The organism is Kitasatospora cineracea (genome assembly GCF_003751605.1).
In the GTDB taxonomy this organism is placed as follows: domain Bacteria; phylum Actinomycetota; class Actinomycetes; order Streptomycetales; family Streptomycetaceae; genus Kitasatospora; species Kitasatospora cineracea.
In genome coordinates this window covers 3,143,000-3,160,610 of record NZ_RJVJ01000001.1, presented here as the reverse complement: position 1 = coordinate 3,160,610, position 17,611 = coordinate 3,143,000, and the positions used below count along the sequence as shown (strand labels likewise).

Sequence of the window (17,611 nt, the reverse complement as noted above, 5' to 3'; positions counted from 1 at the left end):
AAGGGGACCGCGGAATGGGGCGACGTGCCGCCGAGCGGGATCTGACCGCGCACACCACGGCGATCCACTGCACCACCGACCTCCTGAAGGGCATGGAGGCGTTCGTCTGGGGGTTCGACGACGCCACGCGCAGCGAATGGCGCAGCCTGCAGAAGACAGCCCGCGCGAACGCCAAGGCGGTCCGTGATCAGCGCGAGGAGGACGTCTTCCTCGTCCCCTACTCCATCGTCGTGACCGTGCTGCAACAGCTCACCGACGGCTACATCCACGTCGACAAGTACCTGCGGTACATGGTGAGCCTCACCGAGATCACGCCCAAGACCCTGACGAAGGTCTTCAATTTCCTGGCAGGGATCGTTCGGAAGATCCCGCTCGACGAGGTCCCCTTCCAGGTCGAGTCGCGGCTCGCCGCGCTGATCGCCGCCACCACCGCGCGCCGCCTCCCACTTGCCGAGCACATCCTCGTCACCGGGGATGAGGGCGTGGTCAACCCTCCCAGCTGGGCCTACGACGCGGTGAAGTGGCACATCGCGAAGCGCCTTGCCGCCGTCCCTCTGATCGACCAGAGGATGGAGGGTGTCACGGAGGAGTACGTCGACAAGAAGGGCAACACCAAGGAGCGGATCGTCGACTGGCAGGCAGCCACGGGCGAGGGCACCCGGGCCGAGGTGTACTACCGGCCCGCCACCGACGGAAGCCTCGTCGCCTGGGACCACCCCATCGGCCTGACCTTCGCCGGCCGCGGCCATCCCATCAAGGCCGAAGACATCACCCGGGACTGGCCCACTGACGAAAGCTCCAGCAGGCTCCAGTACGCCATGTCCAGGATGACCGTGAAGATGGCCACCTACACCGCGGTCGACCACCCGATCATCAACACCGACGCCCACGTGCGGCGCGTCAACAACGCCCTGATCTTCTCCCGCACCGCCCTCGTCGACCAAGGAGCTGGCCGGCCGCTGCTGAAGGTGAGTCTGGACGGCCGGGGCCTGCGACAGGCCAACACCTACGCGATGGAAATCCTGGCGAAGCTGGACGCCGACCGGACCGCTCTCAACGCGGTGGAGAGCCGGGTCCAGCGGGAGCGGGAGCTGTGGAACACCCGCGAAGAGAACGGGAAACGCCCCACGCTCCTCACCCCAGCCCCGGGAGTCGTCCGCCCCGTCGTACCCACTCCCCCGAAGTGGTTCGCCGTCGGCACCGGCGCCGGCCTATACCACCTAGAGCTGCTCCGCGGCCAGATCGAACGCGCCTTCGGCGGCACCGCCCGCCTGCTGGAACTCAAGTCCAAGGGCAGCGTCTTCTCGCCGCGCCCCTTCGAGACCCTCTCGGCCGCGGAAAAGGCCGCCCGCAAGAAGGACAACCGGTACATCGACCTCGTCGGCCTGCCGAACCCCGCCGGCATCCAGCGCTCGATCGAAGCAGCCGGGTACAAAACCCTGCGGATCCTCTGCCTGTACTACGAGGCACCCACCCGGATGCGCATGCTCCACGGACTGGCGCACTCCTACGGCCTCGACCCGTCCGACATCGACCGCAGCATCGACGGCGACCGCATCGCGCTGGCACCCGGCGTGGAAGCGGTCTTCCACTACACCAAGGACCTTCTGGCCCACGGCCCGGCCACGACCCGGGCCGCCGACACCCGCGCCGTGATCGACGCCTACAGCGAACCCGGCATCATGCTGGCCGCCTGGTGCGAGACCGAAAAGCCCATCGCCGGCGAGGAACACAAGCAGCTGAAGTCCTCCGAAGTGGAGAGGGCTTTGGAGGACAGCGACGCGAAATTCCAGAGCAGGCGCGCCCTCGCAGCCACCCTCACTCCCAGCCAGTACCTCGTCGGCCGCCAACGTGACGGCGCCAACGGTGACCAGGTCCTCACCGTCCCCAAGAAGCCCTACGACGACCACCGCGTCTATATGGGACTCCTCGACCTCTACCGCTCCTGCGGCATCATCGACGCCCGCTTCGAGGAAGCGCTCTACAGCCCGGACGACTCCTACGCGATCCCCCGCATCGCCTGGTGCGGCGTCCACATCCGCAAGCAGGCCACCGACCGAAGGTTCCGCGGCGAGCCCAAGCGGATCGTCACCGCCAGCGTGCTCATCCCACCGGACACCCCTGACGGCACCTGGCGGATGCTCGGCTGGAGCAACCTCAACCCGGTTTGGGAGCACTACCCCACCGCCCAGGCCCGCTTCCACGCCGCCAACTACCCACTCCACCGAGCCGACGGCAACAACGAGATCCAGCGCTGGACCCAGGCCGGACACGACGTCAAACTCGCCCTCCAGGACCTCGCCGACGAACTCGACGACCTCCCCTACGCCCTCATCATCGACGGCAGCGCCTGCCGCAGAATGTGGCCGGGACTCAACAACAACAAGCAAGGCAAGCAACCCGACCCCACCGACTCGCGCCCGTGGCTCCCCAGCACCGGACTGCCGGCCCACGCCGCACCGGTGAGCGTCATCCGACTCAACTGCAACCAGGAGGAGATGCCCCGTCTCGCCTACATCACGGAGAAACTGAAGAACGGCACGGAGAAGACCCTCAAAACCTCCAGCGACCTCTACTTCCCGGCCGAACGCACCGAAGGCCACCCTTGGTTCCTCTACACCGAACCGCGCAACTACGGCAAGAAACGCCACGGCCAGTACAAGACCCGCTGGCGCGCCGAACCGGGCAACGCCTCCGAGAACGCCGACGAGCGCAAGGAAAACGAGCTAAACGCACCCTGGTACGCCATGAGCACCCGCGAAATCACGCCCATGTGCACCCACTCGGGCTACCAGCGCGAACACCTCGCCGTGGCCGCCGCCCGCCTCAGTCACCAAGCCTTGGCCTGGTCCGACCGCACCCGGTACGCGGCCCCGCTGCACGCAGCACTCCAGATGGACCTCGACCACCCGCAATACCGTCGCTCCGCACCGATGGACCCCGAGTCACAGAAGATCATCGCAGACGCGATGGATGGCAATGACACCGTCGGCTGATATTGCACGGGGCTGGGCCCTTCGATCTTTCGCTCCGTGAATTCCGGACCCGTGAACCAAGCTAGCTAGATTTCGCCCCGGGCAACGCCATCAACAATGACGTCATTGTCGTGAAGAGCGGCAATTTATACGTCCAGCATGACCGCCCCCTGCCAGCATCCGGCCTCACCTAGGGTGGTCTGATCGACTGGCGAACCCGTGACCTTCACCGAAAACACAGCAGACGAGACTGTCGGAAAATCTACTTACAGGAGGCTCTGGGCTTTGCTGCACCACCGACCCGAATCAACCTGAAGCGATCACCGCGAAAGGCTCCTCTTCCAGATCTATTGCCGACACTATCCGATCAACAAGACCGGAGCCGCCTATCCCTCCCCCAAGGTCCACCTACACCTCGGCCCTCGACCCCGCTCAGAGCGCGGGGACAAGGAGAGTGTCCTGGGCTGTGAGCGCATGGACTTCCTGCTCCTTCTCCCGGGGGCCGAGCGAATTGTCCTGGAGGTCGACAGCAAGCAGCACTACGCCGAGGGCAACGTTGCCTCTCCACGCCTTTACTCGAAGATGGTCGCGGAGGACCGCGCCCTACGGCTCAAGGGATACCAGGTGTACCGATTCGGCGGCCACGAACTCGGACAGACAACAGCTCCAACCCATGCTTCGAGGCTTCTTCGCCGCCATGCTCGCCCCACCAAGCCGCCGAGTGGAACGACGCCACACCGCCACGATCAGTAGCCCCGCACCGCGACCCATGGCTAGGAGCAAGCTCAACGTCGTGGTCTCCGCTCAGCGTCTCTCGCCGCCGCTCATCGTCATCACCGCCGCGTGTGCACTGGTTGTGAAATGATCTTCCCCGGGGCCCACGTTTCCGCAGGTCAGAGGCATGTTCGATCAGAACTACGACCTGTAGGACCCCTCCGAAGAGGAAACCCTCCGGCCTGTCGGGGCGCGCCGCCGGTGCGTCTCGGCGGGCCGGTTTCGTGGGGGGTCGGTTTCGTGGGGGGTCCGGTTTCGTGGGGGTCCGGTCTCCGTGGGTGCGGGACCGCCCCTGGCCGCCGGGGGAGGCCGGCGGGCAGGGGCGGGGGTTCCCCGTGGGGCTGCGGGGTTCGGTTCCGGGGGTCAGACGGTGCCGAGGATCTGGCCCAGGTCGGTCCAGCCGGGGGTGGCGAAGTCGTCGCCGCCGTTGCTGAGCCAGGCGTTGGTGGTGCCGTTGAGGAGCAGGTAGTCGCCGCGGCCGTCGCCGTCCAGGTCGGTGAAGTAGACCTGGCCCTGGGTGGTGGTGTGGCCGGCGGAGACGGTGGGCCGGAGGACCCAGCCGCTGCCGGTGTCGCCGCCGTGGTTGATGTAGGAGGTGATGCTGCCGTCGGCGTTGACGACGGTGTAGTCGGCCCGGCCGTCGCCGTCGAGGTCGGCCCAGCGGATGCGGGTGATGTCGCCGGTGGTGCCGGTGGCGACCTGGCCGAGGTCCTGCCAGCCGCCGTGGCCGTCGCCGCCCTTGTTGAGGAAGACGCCCACCGCGCCGCTGGGTTGGGTGAGGATGTAGTCGGCCTTGCCGTCGCCGTCGAAGTCCGCGAAGCGGACCTGGTCGGGGTTGCCGGTGGAACCGGTGGTGATCTGTCCGTAGTAGATCCAGCCGCCGCGGCCGTCGCCGCCGACGTTCAGCCACAGGTTGACCGCGCCGCCGTTGAAGACGAGGTAGTCGGCCTTGCCGTCGCCGTCGAAGTCCGCGAAGCGGACCTTGGTGCGGTCGGTGGTGACGCCGCCGGTGACCTGGCCGAGGTCGGCCCAGCCGCCGTGGCCGTCGCCGCCGGCGTTCAGCTTGACGCTGACGGCGCCGTTGTCGGCGATGGTGATCGCGTCGGCGCGGCCGTCGCCGTCGAAGTCGGCGTAACGGAGCTTGCCGGTGCCGCCGGACTCGTTGGTGGCGGCGGTGTCGCGCAGGCCGTGGCTGTAGGTGTTGGAGGACCAGATGGGGGTCCCGTCGGCCTTGTAGATGACGAGGTTGCCGTCGGGCTGGAAGAACATCACGTCGCCCGGCGAGTTGTTGGTGGAGGTCCCCCACAGTGCGGTGCCGGTGGTGTGGGCCGCCTGCGGGTAGGCGACGAGGTTGCCGTCCGCCTGCAGGGACATGACGGAGGTGGAGGCGCCGGCGGTGCCGTAGGTCCAGGTGCCGTAGCCGGGGTTGCTGATGGTCAGGACACCGCTGCGGAAGGACATGGTGGCGTGCCCGGCGGTCCAGGTGGTGCCGCTGGGGTAGTTGGTGTCGTCGCTGGGGAACATGACGTAGCCGGGGACGCCGGACAGCAGCGCGACCTGGGTGGGGGTGAGCGCGGTGCCGTTCCAGGTCTGGAGGTTGGCGACGGCGCCCCGGTAGAAGGACTGGTGGGTGCCGTTGGCGAGCACGTCGCCCACCCGCAGGCCCTTGGTGAAGCCGGCGACCGCGGTGTGGGCGGCGGTGTTGGCGACGATGCCGTTGGCGTACAGCGCGAGCTTGTTGGTGCTCTGGTTGTAGGTCGCGGTCAGGTGCGTCCAGGCGCCGAGCCGGACGGCCGCACCGGTGCCGGCGCAGTCCCACGACGGGTTGGCGCTGTCGGCCGTGGCCAGGCAGAACACCCAGTGCTTGGACGCGTCGATGTAGAGCTTGAAGCCCGCGCCGGTGTTGCCGTCCTGCGAGAGCAGCGTGCCGTCCATGGCGTCCGGCTTGGTCCACACCGAGACGGTGAAGCTGCCGGCCGTGTTGACCGCCGCCGTACTGGTGCTCAGGACGCCGGTGCCGTTGCTGGACGGGGTTCCGTCGACGCCGGTGTTCAGCAGCACGTCCGGGGAGAAGACGTCACCGGTGTGCCACTGCGCCCCGCTGGTGCCGGTGAGGCCGAGGGAGCCGACGGTGTCGGCGGTGGCGCTCAGGGGGCTGCCGGGCTGGTGGTCGGCGATGTCCTGGAACATCCACGCGTGGTTGGGCTGCGTCATGGACGTGGCCGTGGCCTTGAGCGCGGGGGTGTTGGCGAGGGCGGCCGGCACGTAGCTGGTGCTGGTCCCGCCGGCGGTGTCGGTGGCCCACAGGCCGGGGATGCCGCTGCCGGTGAGGTCGGCGGCGCGGAGGGTGAGGTTCTTGCCGGTGTTCCAGCCGGAGGCGGCGATGGTGTAGGTGCCGGTGGTGGTGAGGGTGGTGCCGTCGGTGGTGGCCTTGAGGCCGGTCCAGAGGTGGAGTGCGCCGGTGGCGGGGTTCCAGAGGTAGGCGGCGGTGCCGTCGGCGAGCTGGGTGGTGGCGATGCGCCAGTTGTTCCAGTCGTGCGTGCCGTCGGGGGAGTTGAGGCCGCTCAGGACGGTGCAGTTGCCGAGGCAGGTGCTGCCCCAGTCGGGGTCGGTGTTGCTGTAGCCGTTGGAGGTGGTGGACCAGTGCAGGACGAGGTCGCCGCCGGTGACGGCGAGCAGGTCGGGGTGGCCGGTGCTCCGGCTGCTGGTGTTGCCGGCGGTCACCACCTGGGTGGCCGGGCTCCGGTCGGTGCCGAACAGCGATCCGCCCGCGATGCGCAGGGGCGCGGTGCTGTTGCCGAGGGTGGCGTGCAGGGGGTCGGTGCTGCCGTCGCTGCACATGACGGTGCCGCCGCCGGCGTTGGCGCCGGTGGGGAAGTAGGCGAGGACGTCCTGGGCGCCGTTGCCGCAGAAGTTGCCGGTGACGGTCTGCGCGCCGTTCCAGTCGGTGGGGCCGGTCGAGGAGTCGAACTGCAGGCCGTTGACACCGATGTTGACGGCGTTCTGGGTGACGGCGCCGTTCGGGCGGCCGGTGGCGAGCCAGAGCCCGGGCGTGAACGCGCCGGTGCCGCTGCCGGGGACGATCAGGTCGGGGGTGCCGTCGAGGTTGAGGTCACCGTCCTTGGCCGGCGGGTCGATCTTCGAGCCGTCGTACCAGACGGTGGTCTGCGAACCGAGGTTGCCGCCCGCGGACAGCGCCCTGACGTTCAGGGTGTTGACGAGCGCGGCGACCGGGACGGTGATGGTGGCGCCGCCGGTCGCGCTGACCGTGACCGGCGGGTTCTGGTTGACCTGGTACTGGTACGCCGCAACGGCACCGTTCATGGGCGGGGCCAGCGTGAACGCGCAGCTGGTGCCGATCTGCGGCAGCGCCCCGCTCCCGCCCACCACGGGGCAGCTCGCGGAGCCGGCCGGCGGCTGGGCGGTGGGGGTGACGGTCGGTGCGCCGGGTCGGGTCGGGTCCCAGGTGAAGGTGCAGGGGCTCGACCAGTCGGAGGTGAGTGTGTTGTCGGTGGTGACGGCCTGCCAGGTGAAGGAGGTGGAGGCCCCGCCGGAGGCCGTCTTGAACAGGCTCTCCGGGACGGGCATGACCGCGGGCTGGCCGGACGCTCCGTTGTAGGAGGCGGAGTTGATGCCGTTGGCGGGGGTCAGCAGGTTGGTGTGGCTGCCGTCACCGGACTTGTAGAGGGTGAAGCCGGTGGTGAGGGAGCTGCCGGTGGGGGTGGAGACGGGGGCGTAGAGCGTCACCGAGGTGTCGCCCAGGACCGTCGAGGAGCAGTTGGTGGCGGGGGAGGTGTAGAGGCCGGACGGGGTGTCGGGCTTCTTGTCGTAGGTGATGGTGAGGTTGGCGGTGCTGGCCTGGAACTCCTTGAACGCGTAGTTGTCGGAGTGGTCGTCGGCGCGCAGGGCGACGGTCTGGGTCCACTTCCAGTCGTTGACGGCCTGGTTGATGGGACCGGTGATGTCGTAGGCGTTGATCGGGCCGGCCGGGCAGTTGGAGTTGTAGCCCTTGGCGAAGTTCTGGTCGCCGACGCGGCTGCCGAGGTTGCCGGACCAGTAGTTCCAGGTGGCGTTGGTGCTGTCCAGGGTCGCGCCGGGGACGTAGACGCCGACGGACTGGTTGTGGCCGGAGGTCAGGCAGGCCCAGGAGTGGGTCTCGGTGATGCCGAAGTAGGCGCCGTAGACGACCGCGCCGTGCAGCAGGTTCTGGTCGATGGGGAAGTTGAAGATGCTCAGCGCTTCGCCGCCGTAGCCGCCGTTGCCGATCTGGGTGATGCCCGAGGTCGGGTCGACGGTGCTGTTCCAGTACTTCGTGCCCGGGTAGGCGGCGGAGGGGCTGGAGTAGGCGCTCTTGCCCCAGTTGGGGGAGTACGTCGGGTCGAGGAAGACCGGGTAGGTCGTGTCCGCGGCGTCCAGCAGATCGGCGGGGGCGGCGAGTTCGATCGACCGGTCCTTGACCGTCGGCTTCAGCTTCGCCCGGTGGGCGGCCTGGCCCGCGCCGGCGGTGGCCTTCTTCGGCTGGACGGCCTGGAGGTTCTCCACCGCACCGCGCACCGGGGTGGAGTCCCAGGCGGTGGGGGCGGGGGCGGTCAGGACGGGGCGGCCGTGCCGGTCGGTGACGGCGAGGTTGCCGTCGGCGTCGGCCTCGGCCTTGAGGCCGGCGGTGGTGTCGGTCCTGGCGTTGAGCAGGTCCTTCAGGCGGGGGTCGTGCGCGGCCCGCTTGTCCTTGACGGTCAGCACGTCGCTGACGGAGCCGTCCTCGTGGACGGTGACGGTCAGGTCGACGCCCGGGACGACCTCGGGGTAGAGGGCGCTGTTGCCGTCGAGGACCGGCTTGGGCAGGGCGAGCGGCAGGGTCAGGGCCATGCCCTGGCCGCCGGTGTGCAGCGAGGCCAGCGGGCCGCTGCCGCCACCCGACAGCACCACGCTGTCGACGCTCACGGCGGGCGAGAGGGTGCCGTCCGGGTTGGCCTTCAGCGTCGCGTCCAGGCCCCTCCAGGCACCGTCGCGGAAAGCCCGCACGGGGACGGCGGACTGGGTGAGGGTCAGCGTCCCGTCGGGGTTGGCGGTGGTCTGCGCCGTCTCCGTGGTCAGCGCGTCCGCCACCACCGGCTTGCCGGTCCGCTTCGCCTGCGCCGAAGCCTCCCGCTCCGTCGCCCCTTTCCCGGGACCGGTGGGTGTCGGAGCGCTCTTGGGTGCGGCAGCGGGAGCCGCGAAAGCGGGGACACCGGACAGCGTGATCGCGGCCAGCGCGCCGGCCAACAGCACGGCTCCGCTCCTGCCTGCCAAGCCGGAGCTTCGTCTTATGCGCATTTTCTCGATTTCGTCCTCGTGAGGCGGTTCGCCGCAGAAACCAACGGCTCGGAAGGGTACTTATCACGAAGGACGAGCAGGGCGCGACGGTGAAACCCGAGCGGTTCTCGGGTGCCGCGGCCGCGCGCCAGGTAATAGAATGGCAAAATCATCGGCGAAACTGATACGAACCGCCTGAACCCGTGTCAAATCGATTGATACAGCAGGTCAACGGCCCACTCCGTGAGCGAGTACCCCACACCGGGTCAAGTCTCGGAAAACTGACACGGCCGACTCGTGGGGCAGGTGGAAATGATTCGCCAAAGGTCTGCGATTCCGGATCCGGCGGTTGATTCCGCACCTGCCCGACGGAAACGCCGCCGAATTCCACGCGCGGCGCATTCCCACCGGGCACGCCATCCCGCGGATCCGTTCGCCGACGCAACGGTTTTCACGCCCCGCGCCCGCCCCGTGCCCGCCCCGTGCCCGCCCCGCGCCCGCTCACCCGCACCCGCTCGCCCGCTCACCCGCCGCCCGGGGACCCGGCCGCGACCAGACCGGACTCGTAGGCGGCGATGACGGCCTGGGCCCGGTCCCGGACGTCGAGCTTCGCGAAGAGGGAGGTGATGTGGTTCTTGACGGTGGAACGGCTGAGGTCGAGGGCGGCGGCGATGGCGTCGTTGTCGAGACCGGTGGCGATCAGGCGCCACACCTCGGTCTCCCGGGGGGTCAGCTCGGCCGCGACCGGGCGCGGGGCGGCGGGAGCCTGCGGGGCGGTGGTGCGGACGTAGGCGGAGATCAGGCGGGTGAGCAGGCGCGGCGCGACCACCGCCTCGCCGGTGTGGACGGTGCGGATCGCGGCGGCGAGCTCCTCCGGCGAGACGTCCTTGGGGAGGAAGCCGCAGGCGCCGGCCCGGAGCGCGGCGACCACGTACTCGTCGAGGTCGAAGGTGCTGAGTGCGAGGACCCGGCAGTCGGGGACGGTCCGGGCGAGTTCGCGGGTCGCGTCGACGCCGTCGAGGACCGGCATCCGGATGTCCATCACCACCACGTCGGGGCGCAGCCGGCGGGCGAGTTCGACCGCGGCGGCGCCGTTCTCGGCCTCGCCGACCACCTCGAAGGCCGGGTCGGGCGAGAGGATGAGGCAGAGACCGCGGCGCACCAGCGGCTGGTCGTCGGCGACCAGGATCCGGATCGGGGTCATCGGCGGGCCTCCGTGGGGAGCGCGGCGGACTCGCGGGCGGCGGGGGCCGACTTGGCGAACTCGCGGGCGGGGCTGGCGGGTTGGGCGAACTCGGCGGGCTCGGCGGGCTCGGCGGGCCGAGTGGCGGACTCGCCGACAGGGGAGGGCGGTTCGGCGGAGGGGAAGGCGGGATCGCCGACGGGGGAAGGGAGTTCGGCGGCCTCGGTGGTCGGTTCCTCGGCGGGGAGCGGCAGTTCGGCGTGGACGGCGAAGCCGCCGTCGGGGTGGGGGGTGGCGGTGAGGGTGCCGCCGTGGAGGGCGGCGCGTTCGCGCATGCCGATCAGGCCGTGGCCGCTGGGTTCGGCCGATGAGCGGGCGAAACCGGAGCCGGGGCCGGAGCCGGGGCCGTGGTCGCGGACGTGGACGGTGAGCAGGTCCGGGCCGTAGGTCAGGCGGACGGTGGCGCGGGTCGGGCCGGCGTGCTTGCGGGTGTTGGTCAGGGCTTCCTGGACGATCCGGAACACGGCCAGGCCGAGGGCGGGCGGCAGCGGGCGGACCTCGCCGTGCACGGTGAGGTCCGCGGGCAGGCCGGCCCGGCGGGACTCCTCCAGCAGGCGGGGCAGGTCGTCGGTGCCGGGCTGCGGGGCGGGCGGGACGGCGTCCGGTTCGTCGCCGGCCCGCAGCACGTCGAGGAGTTGGCGCATCTCGCGCAGTGCGAGGCGGCCGGAGGACTCCAGGGTGACCAGGGCGTCCCGGACCACCTCGGGGTCGGCGAGGTTGGCACGGGCGCCGCCGGCCATCAGCTGCATGGTGGTGATGTGGTGGGCGACGACGTCGTGCAGCTCCCGGGCGATCCGGCGGCGTTCCTCGGCGACCGCGCGGTCGGCGAGCAGCTGCCGGTTGGCCGTCACCTCGCGCTGCCAGCGGGCGACCGCGAGGCCGGCCCCGGCGACCAGCAGCGCGGAGCACGGGGCGGACAGCACCGCGGCCAGGGTCGGCGTCCGGAAGTGGCTCTGGCCGAGGACGGTCGTCACCGAGGCGGCCAGGGCGGCCGCGGCGGTCGTGGCGAGGGTGCTCGCCCGGGCCACCGAGTACAGCGCGACCACCAGGACCGCCCCGAAGTGCGGGGCGCCCGACCTGGCCAGGTCGGCGGCGATGCCGAGCGCGAGTACCGCGGCGAGCGCCGGTACCGGGCGGTCGCGCCGGAATAGCAGCGGCAGGGCGGCCAGCAGCGCGAGCAGGAAGCCGGGCAGGCCCGGCCCCCGGTCGCCGTCCAGCGCGGCGAACAGCAGCGAGCCGAGCGCGTCGAACAGGCCCGCGGCCACGGCGACCAGGGCGTCGGTGTGGGTCCACGGCGCGCCGTCCGGCGCCGCCTCGGTGCCCGGGTGCTGCTGCGGTCGTCCCATGTCCGTCCCCCGTGTTCCGCCGGTGTCCCGCTCGTCTCGCGTTCCGGGCCGCGCTGCCGCTGACCAGCCCCGATGCCCCATTCTGGCACCGGCCCGGCGGGGCGGACGTCGTCTCCGGGGGCGAGCGGTCCTGGGAGCCAGGTCCCGGGTGCGGGGGCGGTGCGGGCCCGCGGGCCCCGGTGCGGATCGTCCGTCGCCCCGACGCCCAGGGGGCACCCGGACTGATGGGCTGTTCATCGGACGGCGACCGTCGTCCGACCAGCAGCAACACAGACGGAGGGCGACCGTGATCCGCGCACTGACCGGATTCTCCACCAGACACGCCTGGAAGGTGATCGCCGTGTGGGCGGTCCTCGGGGTCGCGCTGACCGGGGTGGCGCCGGTGCTGTTCGCCAAGGTCACCGGGAGCAACACCGCGGACTTCCTGCCCGCCCGCTACGACTCGGCGGCGGCGCTGCGGATCGCCGAGGACCACTTCGGGCTGCGGCCCGACGCCACCACCGTCACGGTGCTGGTGGCCCGCGCCGACGGCGCCCCGCTCACGGACGCCGACCGGCGGCGGATCGACGCCGAGGCGGACCGGCTCGGACGGCAGCGGGTGGTGATGCCGCGCAAGGCCGACGACCCGTCCTTCCTGGTGACCGACCGCTCGCAGACGCCGAAGGTGGCGCCCGCGATGGTCGCCCCGGACGGCGGCTTCGAACTGCTGGCCGTCGAACTGGCCGGCAACGTCGCCGACGAGGGCGTGCAGGACGTCTACCGGACGTTCCGGGACACCGCCCGGGAGCGGTTCGCCGAGGCCGGGATGCGCACCGGCTTCACCGGCGGCGTGGCCGAGGCCGCGGACAGCACCGACGCGAACCGGACGGCCGCGACCGTCGGCGGCATCCTGGTGGTGGGCCTGATCGTGCTGCTCAACGTGCTGGTGTTCCGCAGCGTGCTGGCCGCCGTGCTGCCGCTGCTCGCGGTGGCGCTGGTCGGCGGTGCGGCGGGCGGCGCGGTCGCGGGCCTGGCCGGGCTCACCGGCCTGCGGCTGGACGCCTCCACCCCCGGCCTGATCTCGGTGGTGCTGCTCGGCATCGGCGTCGACTACCTGCTGTTCCTGCTGTTCCGGTTCCGCGAGGTGCTGCGGACCCGCCCGGACGCGCCCGCCCGCCAGGTCGCCGCCGAGGTGTGCGGCCGGGTCGGCACGGCGATCACCTCGGCCGCGCTGACCATCGTCGCCGCGTTCGCCACCCTGGGCGTGGCAGGGTTCGGCCTGTTCCGCTCGCTCGGCCCGGCGATCGCCGTCGCCGTGCTGGTGATGCTGCTGGGCAGCCTGACCCTGATGCCGGCGCTGCTCGCCGCCTGCGGGCGGGGCATGTTCTGGCCCTCGCGCACGCTGCGCCGGGAGCCGCGCCCGGGCGTCGCCGCCCGCCTCGGCGAGCTGGTGGCCCGCCGCCCCGCGGCCGCGCTGCTGGCGTCCGTCGTGCTGCTCGGCGCGATGGCCGCGGGCCTGGTCGGGATGCGGATGGACTACGGCCTGGGCGGCCCCTCGGGGACGCCCTCGGCCGCCACCGCCGCCGAGATCTCCCGTTCGCTCCCGGCCGGGGCGGCCGACCCGGCCACCGTGTACGCCACCGCCGACGGGGGCGGCGCCGTCGACCCGGCCGCCTTCGCCGGGCTGGCCCGGGAGCTCGGCAGGGTCGCGGGCGTCGGGCAGGTCGCCGACCCGGTGGGCAGCCCGGACGGCCGGGCCGTCCGGATCGACGTCTACCCCGTCGCCGACCCGCAGAGCGAGCAGGCCCGGGCCCTGGTCTCCGGCCCGCTGCGGGCCGCCGTCGCCGCCCACTCCCCCACCGGGACGCACGCCCACGTCGGCGGCACCTCGGCGGTGTACGCCGACGTGGCGGACGTGGTCGACCACGACCTGCGGGTGGTGTTCCCGGTCGCGGCGGGGCTGATCGCGCTGATCCTGCTGCTGCTCCTGCGCAGCCTGCTCGCCCCGGTGGCGCTGCTGCTCTCGGTCGGGCTGGGGTTCGCCGCCACCCTGGGCAGCGCCGTCCTGGTGTTCCAGCACGGGCTGGACCGGCCCGGTGTGGCCTTCACCCTGCCGCTGGTGCTGTTCCTGTTCGTGGTGGCGCTCGGCACCGACTACAACATCCTGATCGCGGACCGGATCCGCGAGGAGATGCACCACCCGGGCCCGGCCCGGGCCGCCGTGGCCCGCGCCGTGCGGCACACCGCGCCCGCCGTGGCCACCGCCGGACTGGTGCTGGGCGGCTCGTTCGCCAGCCTGGCCACCACGCCGGGCAGCGAGCAGATCGCCTTCGCGCTGACGCTCGGGATCCTGCTCTCCGCGCTGCTGCTGTCGCTGGTGGTGGTCCCGGCGGTGGCTGCGCTGCTCGGCCGCGCGCTGTGGTGGCCGCTGCGGCTGACGGCGGGCCGGGAGGCCGGTCGGGCGGGCGACCGGGAGGCTTCGGCGGCGGCGCTGCCGGGGCGGGTTCCGACGTCCTGACCGTCCGACCGCCCGCCAGGGCCGGACCGCCGGTGGCTTCCACCCCCGGTCCGGCCCTGGCGGCGGCTCCGGGTGCTTCCGGGGTGGGCGGGGCGGGTGGGAAAACGGCTTGGTCCGGTCCGGTGCCTAGGTTATCTTGGCTTCAGCCTAGGGGTCCTAGGCGCGAGTGGAGGCGAGGACGGGAACCATGCAGGCACTGACCGAACCGGCGATCCGGGCATCGTTCGTCAACTGCACCAAGGGCGAGGCCGGACGGCTCGCGCTGCCCCGCGGGCTGGCCGAACTGCCGTGGGAGGAGCTGGACTTCCTCGGGTGGCGGGATCCGGGCGCCCCCGACCGGGGGTACCTGGTGGCCGAGCACGAGGGGCGGCCGGTGGGGGTCGCGCTGCGGCGGGCGCAGCGGGCGGGGGCGGGGGCGGGGCAGGGGGCGATGTGCTCGATCTGCCTGACGGTGCACGCGGCGTCCGGGGTGGCGCTGCTGACGGCGCGCAAGGCCGGGCGGGCGTCCGGGGGCGAGTACGCCTCGGCGGGCGAGTACTTCTGCGGCGACCTGGCCTGCTCGCTGTACGTGCGGGGGCTCCGGCGGGCCTCGGCGGGCGGGGTGCGGATGCGGGAGAGCCTGAGCACCGAGGAGAAGGTCGCCCGGACCAGGGGCAACCTGGCGGCGTTCCTGGAGCGGGTGCTGCGGCCGTGAGCGCGGGGGCGGAAACCGGGACCGGGACGGGGGCGGGGACGGGGACGGGCGGTCCGCCGGTGCGGGCGCCCGTCGACGGGCGGTGGTGCGGGTCGCGCTGGTGCGGGCGGCGCTGGTGTTCGGGCTGGGGGCGCTCCCCGCACTGAAAGGTGCCTCGGGAGCGGGGAGTTGACGCTCAGGGGGCCGGGGGCCAGTTCGCCAGCAGGTGGTGGAGGCCGGTGGTGATGCGCCGCCAGGAGTCGGCGGCGGCGCGGGGGTGGTTGAAGCCGCCGGCGCTCTCGATGCCGATGAAGCCGTGGAAGGTGCTGCGCAGCAGGCGGGCGGCGTCGGTCAGGTCGGGTTCGGCGAGGCGGTAGTGGCGCATCACCGCGTAGGTCAGTTCCACGCTCCGGGCGAACACCGCGGTGTCGGTGAACTCGGCCGGGTCGAGCGGCAGTTGGGTGGCGGCGTAGCGGCCGGGGTGGGCCAGCGCGTAGTCCCGGTAGGCGTCCGCGAAGGCGGTGAGGGCCTCGCCGCCGGAGCGGCCGGCGATGGCGGCGGCGAGGGCCTGGTTCAGCTCGTCGGAGGCCAGCAGGGCGACCCGGATCCGGATCTCCTGGAGGTTCTTGACGTGCGAGTAGAAGCTGGCGTCCTTCACCCCGAACTGCCGGGCCAGCGCGGAGACGGTGACCTTCTCGATGCCGACCCGGTCGGCGAGTTCGGCGGCGGCGCGGGTGATGCGTTCGACCGTCAGCCCAGCGTGCGCAGCCATGTTCCTCGTCCGGTGGGGAGCCCCGCGGGGGGCCGAGCGGGGAGCCCCGGGGGGCTCTTCGAGCGGGCGGTCAGTTTATCCGGGACGCGGGTGCGACCTTTTGCCGCTCCGGCGCGTCAGTAAGGGGTGGGCCGCCGGGGCGGGGTCCGGGGCGGGGCCGTCGGGGCGGGTGGTCGGAAGATCAACTGATACCCCCTCAAATGGTAATGTCCATGGCAAAACGGGGGCGTGGGTGACGCACGCACCCCGGCCGACCCGCACCCTGGAGCAGCCTTGCCCGGACGTCCGCCCCGCCACCGCCTCTACCGCCGCAGCGTGCCGCTGGCCGCCGCCGCGGTGCTGGCCGCCTCCCTGCTCGCCGGCTCCGCCCAGGCCGACGACCCGACCCCGGCCGACGCCGCGCTGACCGCCGACCTGAACGCACTGCTGGCCGACTCCCGGCTGGCCAACGCCCAGACCGGCGTCGAGGTGCTGGACGCCGCCAGCGGCCAGGTGCTGTACGCGCACCAGCCGCAGGCGCTGCTCACCCCGGCGTCCACCATGAAGACGGTGACCTCCACCGCCGCGCTCGACCTGCTCGGCGCGGACTACCGGTTCAGCACCGAGGTGCGCACCACCGGCACCCGGTACGGCTCCACCCTGGTCGGCGACCTGGTGCTGCGCGGCGGCGGCGACCCCAGCCTGCTGGTGAAGGACCTCGACGACCTGGCCACCAAGGTCGCGGCGTCCGGGGTCACCACCGTCACCGGCCGGGTGCTGGCCGACGGCAGCCGCTACGACTCCACCCCGCTCGGCCCCGGCTGGGCCTGGGACGACGAGCCGTACTCGTACAGCCCGCAGATCTCCGGGCTGACGGTCGCCAACGACTCCGAGTACATGATGGACACCGTGCAGGTCACGGTGGCCCCGGGGGCGGCCGGGGAGGCCGCGAAGGTCACCCTGAACCCGGCCGAGGCGCCGATGGCGTTCACCGGCTCGGTGGCCACCGGCGCGGCGGGCAGCGGCTCGTCCGTCGGCGTGGACCGCAAGCGCGGCAGCAACGAGCTGGCGCTGTCCGGCAGCATCGCGGCCGGGGCCGCGCCGGTGACCTCCTGGGTGACCGTCGAGAACCCGTCCACCTACGCGGGCCGGGTGTTCGCGGGCGCGCTGGCCCGGCACGGCGTGCAGGTGGTGCGCGGTGACGTGCAGGCGGCGACCGGCAAGGAGAGCTCGCAGCCGCTGGCGTCGCACCAGTCGCAGACCCTCGCCGAGCTGATCGTCCCGATGCTGAAGATCAGCAACAACGGCATCGCCGAGCACCTGACCAAGGAGATCGGCAAGGTCAAGGGCGGCCGCGGCGACTGGGCGACCGGCGTCAACCAGGTCCAGGCGTTCCTCAAGGCCAACGGGCTGAGCACCCCGGCCGGGCGGCAGGTCGACGGTTCCGGCCTGTCGCGCTACGACCTGATCACCCCGGCCAAGATGGCCGACCTGCTCCGGATCGTCCAGGGCAAGCCCTGGTTCGACGCCTGGTACAACGCGCTGCCGGTGGCCGGCAACCCGCAGCGGATGGTCGGCGGCACGCTGGCCGCCCGGATGCGCGGCACCAAGGCCGAGAACAACGTGCACGCCAAGAGCGGCTCGATGGGCGGCGTCGACAACCTGATCGGCTACGCCACCGCCCCCGACGGCCGCCGGCTGGTCTTCGCCGTGATGGTCAACGACTTCGCCGGCACCAGCCCCCGCCCGCTCCTGGACGCGATCGCCGTCCGCCTCGCCACCGGCCCCGCCGCGGCCCCCGCCGGCACCGCCCAGCAGCGGGTCAAGTCGCTGACCGCCCCGACCTCGGGCGACGGCCAGGACACCTACACCGGCACCCGCTGGGAGGACTGCGAGGCCGTCGCGCACTGCTGACCCCCCGCCTGATCCCCGCTCCACGTCCGGGCCCCGCCGCACTGCGCGGCGGGGCCCGTCGGCGTTCTCCGGGCGCAGGGGTCGAGCTGCGGGCGCAGGGTCCGGGTCGCTGCGGATGTCACGCAACTGTCATCAATCAAACAGTT

Annotated in this window: 8 protein-coding genes; 4 read left to right on the top strand and 4 right to left on the bottom strand. The window is 72.1% G+C overall.

All coding sequences use genetic code 11. From position 1 onward, the window contains the following. Positions 1 to 14 precede the first annotated feature (14 nt). Positions 15 to 2,996: an RNaseH domain-containing protein gene (locus EDD39_RS14385; protein WP_123556137.1), complete on the top strand. Its 2,982-nt coding sequence runs from the start codon at positions 15 to 17 to the stop codon at positions 2,994 to 2,996. A 1,116-nt stretch (positions 2,997 to 4,112) separates the two neighbouring features. Here the strand turns inward: EDD39_RS14385 and EDD39_RS42060 are convergent. The 3 genes from EDD39_RS42060 to EDD39_RS14370 all read right to left on the bottom strand — a co-directional run bounded on the left by EDD39_RS42060 (position 4,113) and on the right by EDD39_RS14370 (position 11,630). Then, positions 4,113 to 9,017 (bottom strand): FG-GAP-like repeat-containing protein, encoded by a 4,905-nt coding sequence (locus tag EDD39_RS42060; protein WP_148089441.1) that lies wholly within the window; start codon positions 9,015 to 9,017, stop codon positions 4,113 to 4,115. 547 nt (positions 9,018 to 9,564) lie between these two features. Then, positions 9,565 to 10,245 (bottom strand): response regulator, encoded by a 681-nt coding sequence (locus EDD39_RS14375; protein ID WP_123556133.1) that lies wholly within the window; start codon positions 10,243 to 10,245, stop codon positions 9,565 to 9,567. Then, positions 10,242 to 11,630 (bottom strand): sensor histidine kinase, encoded by a 1,389-nt coding sequence (locus EDD39_RS14370; protein WP_244256723.1) that lies wholly within the window; start codon positions 11,628 to 11,630, stop codon positions 10,242 to 10,244. Before EDD39_RS14370 ends, EDD39_RS14375 begins: the two co-directional genes overlap by 4 nt. Positions 11,631 to 11,916: 286 nt before the next feature. Here EDD39_RS14370 and EDD39_RS14365 point away from each other — a divergent pair, with 286 nt between their 5' ends. Further along, a complete protein-coding gene (locus EDD39_RS14365) occupies positions 11,917 to 14,127 on the top strand; it encodes an MMPL family transporter (RefSeq protein ID WP_123556131.1) in 2,211 nt (736 codons plus the stop codon). A gap of 187 nt (positions 14,128 to 14,314) precedes the next feature. Next, the gene (locus EDD39_RS14360; protein WP_123556129.1) at positions 14,315 to 14,821 is read left to right on the top strand and encodes an FBP domain-containing protein; all 507 of its coding nucleotides are present in this window, start codon (positions 14,315 to 14,317) and stop codon (positions 14,819 to 14,821) included. A 175-nt stretch (positions 14,822 to 14,996) separates the two neighbouring features. On the opposite strand, the gene EDD39_RS14355 is transcribed toward EDD39_RS14360, so the two are convergent. Continuing rightward, entirely contained in the window at positions 14,997 to 15,572 is a 576-nt protein-coding gene (locus tag EDD39_RS14355; protein WP_123556127.1) for a TetR/AcrR family transcriptional regulator, read from the bottom strand. A gap of 273 nt (positions 15,573 to 15,845) precedes the next feature. Between EDD39_RS14355 and dacB the strand changes: the two genes are divergently transcribed. Then, positions 15,846 to 17,465 carry a D-alanyl-D-alanine carboxypeptidase/D-alanyl-D-alanine endopeptidase gene (gene dacB / locus EDD39_RS14350; protein WP_162870018.1) on the top strand — a complete coding sequence of 540 codons (1,620 nt, stop codon included), beginning with the start codon at positions 15,846 to 15,848 and terminating at the stop codon, positions 17,463 to 17,465. Positions 17,466 to 17,611 lie beyond the last annotated feature (146 nt).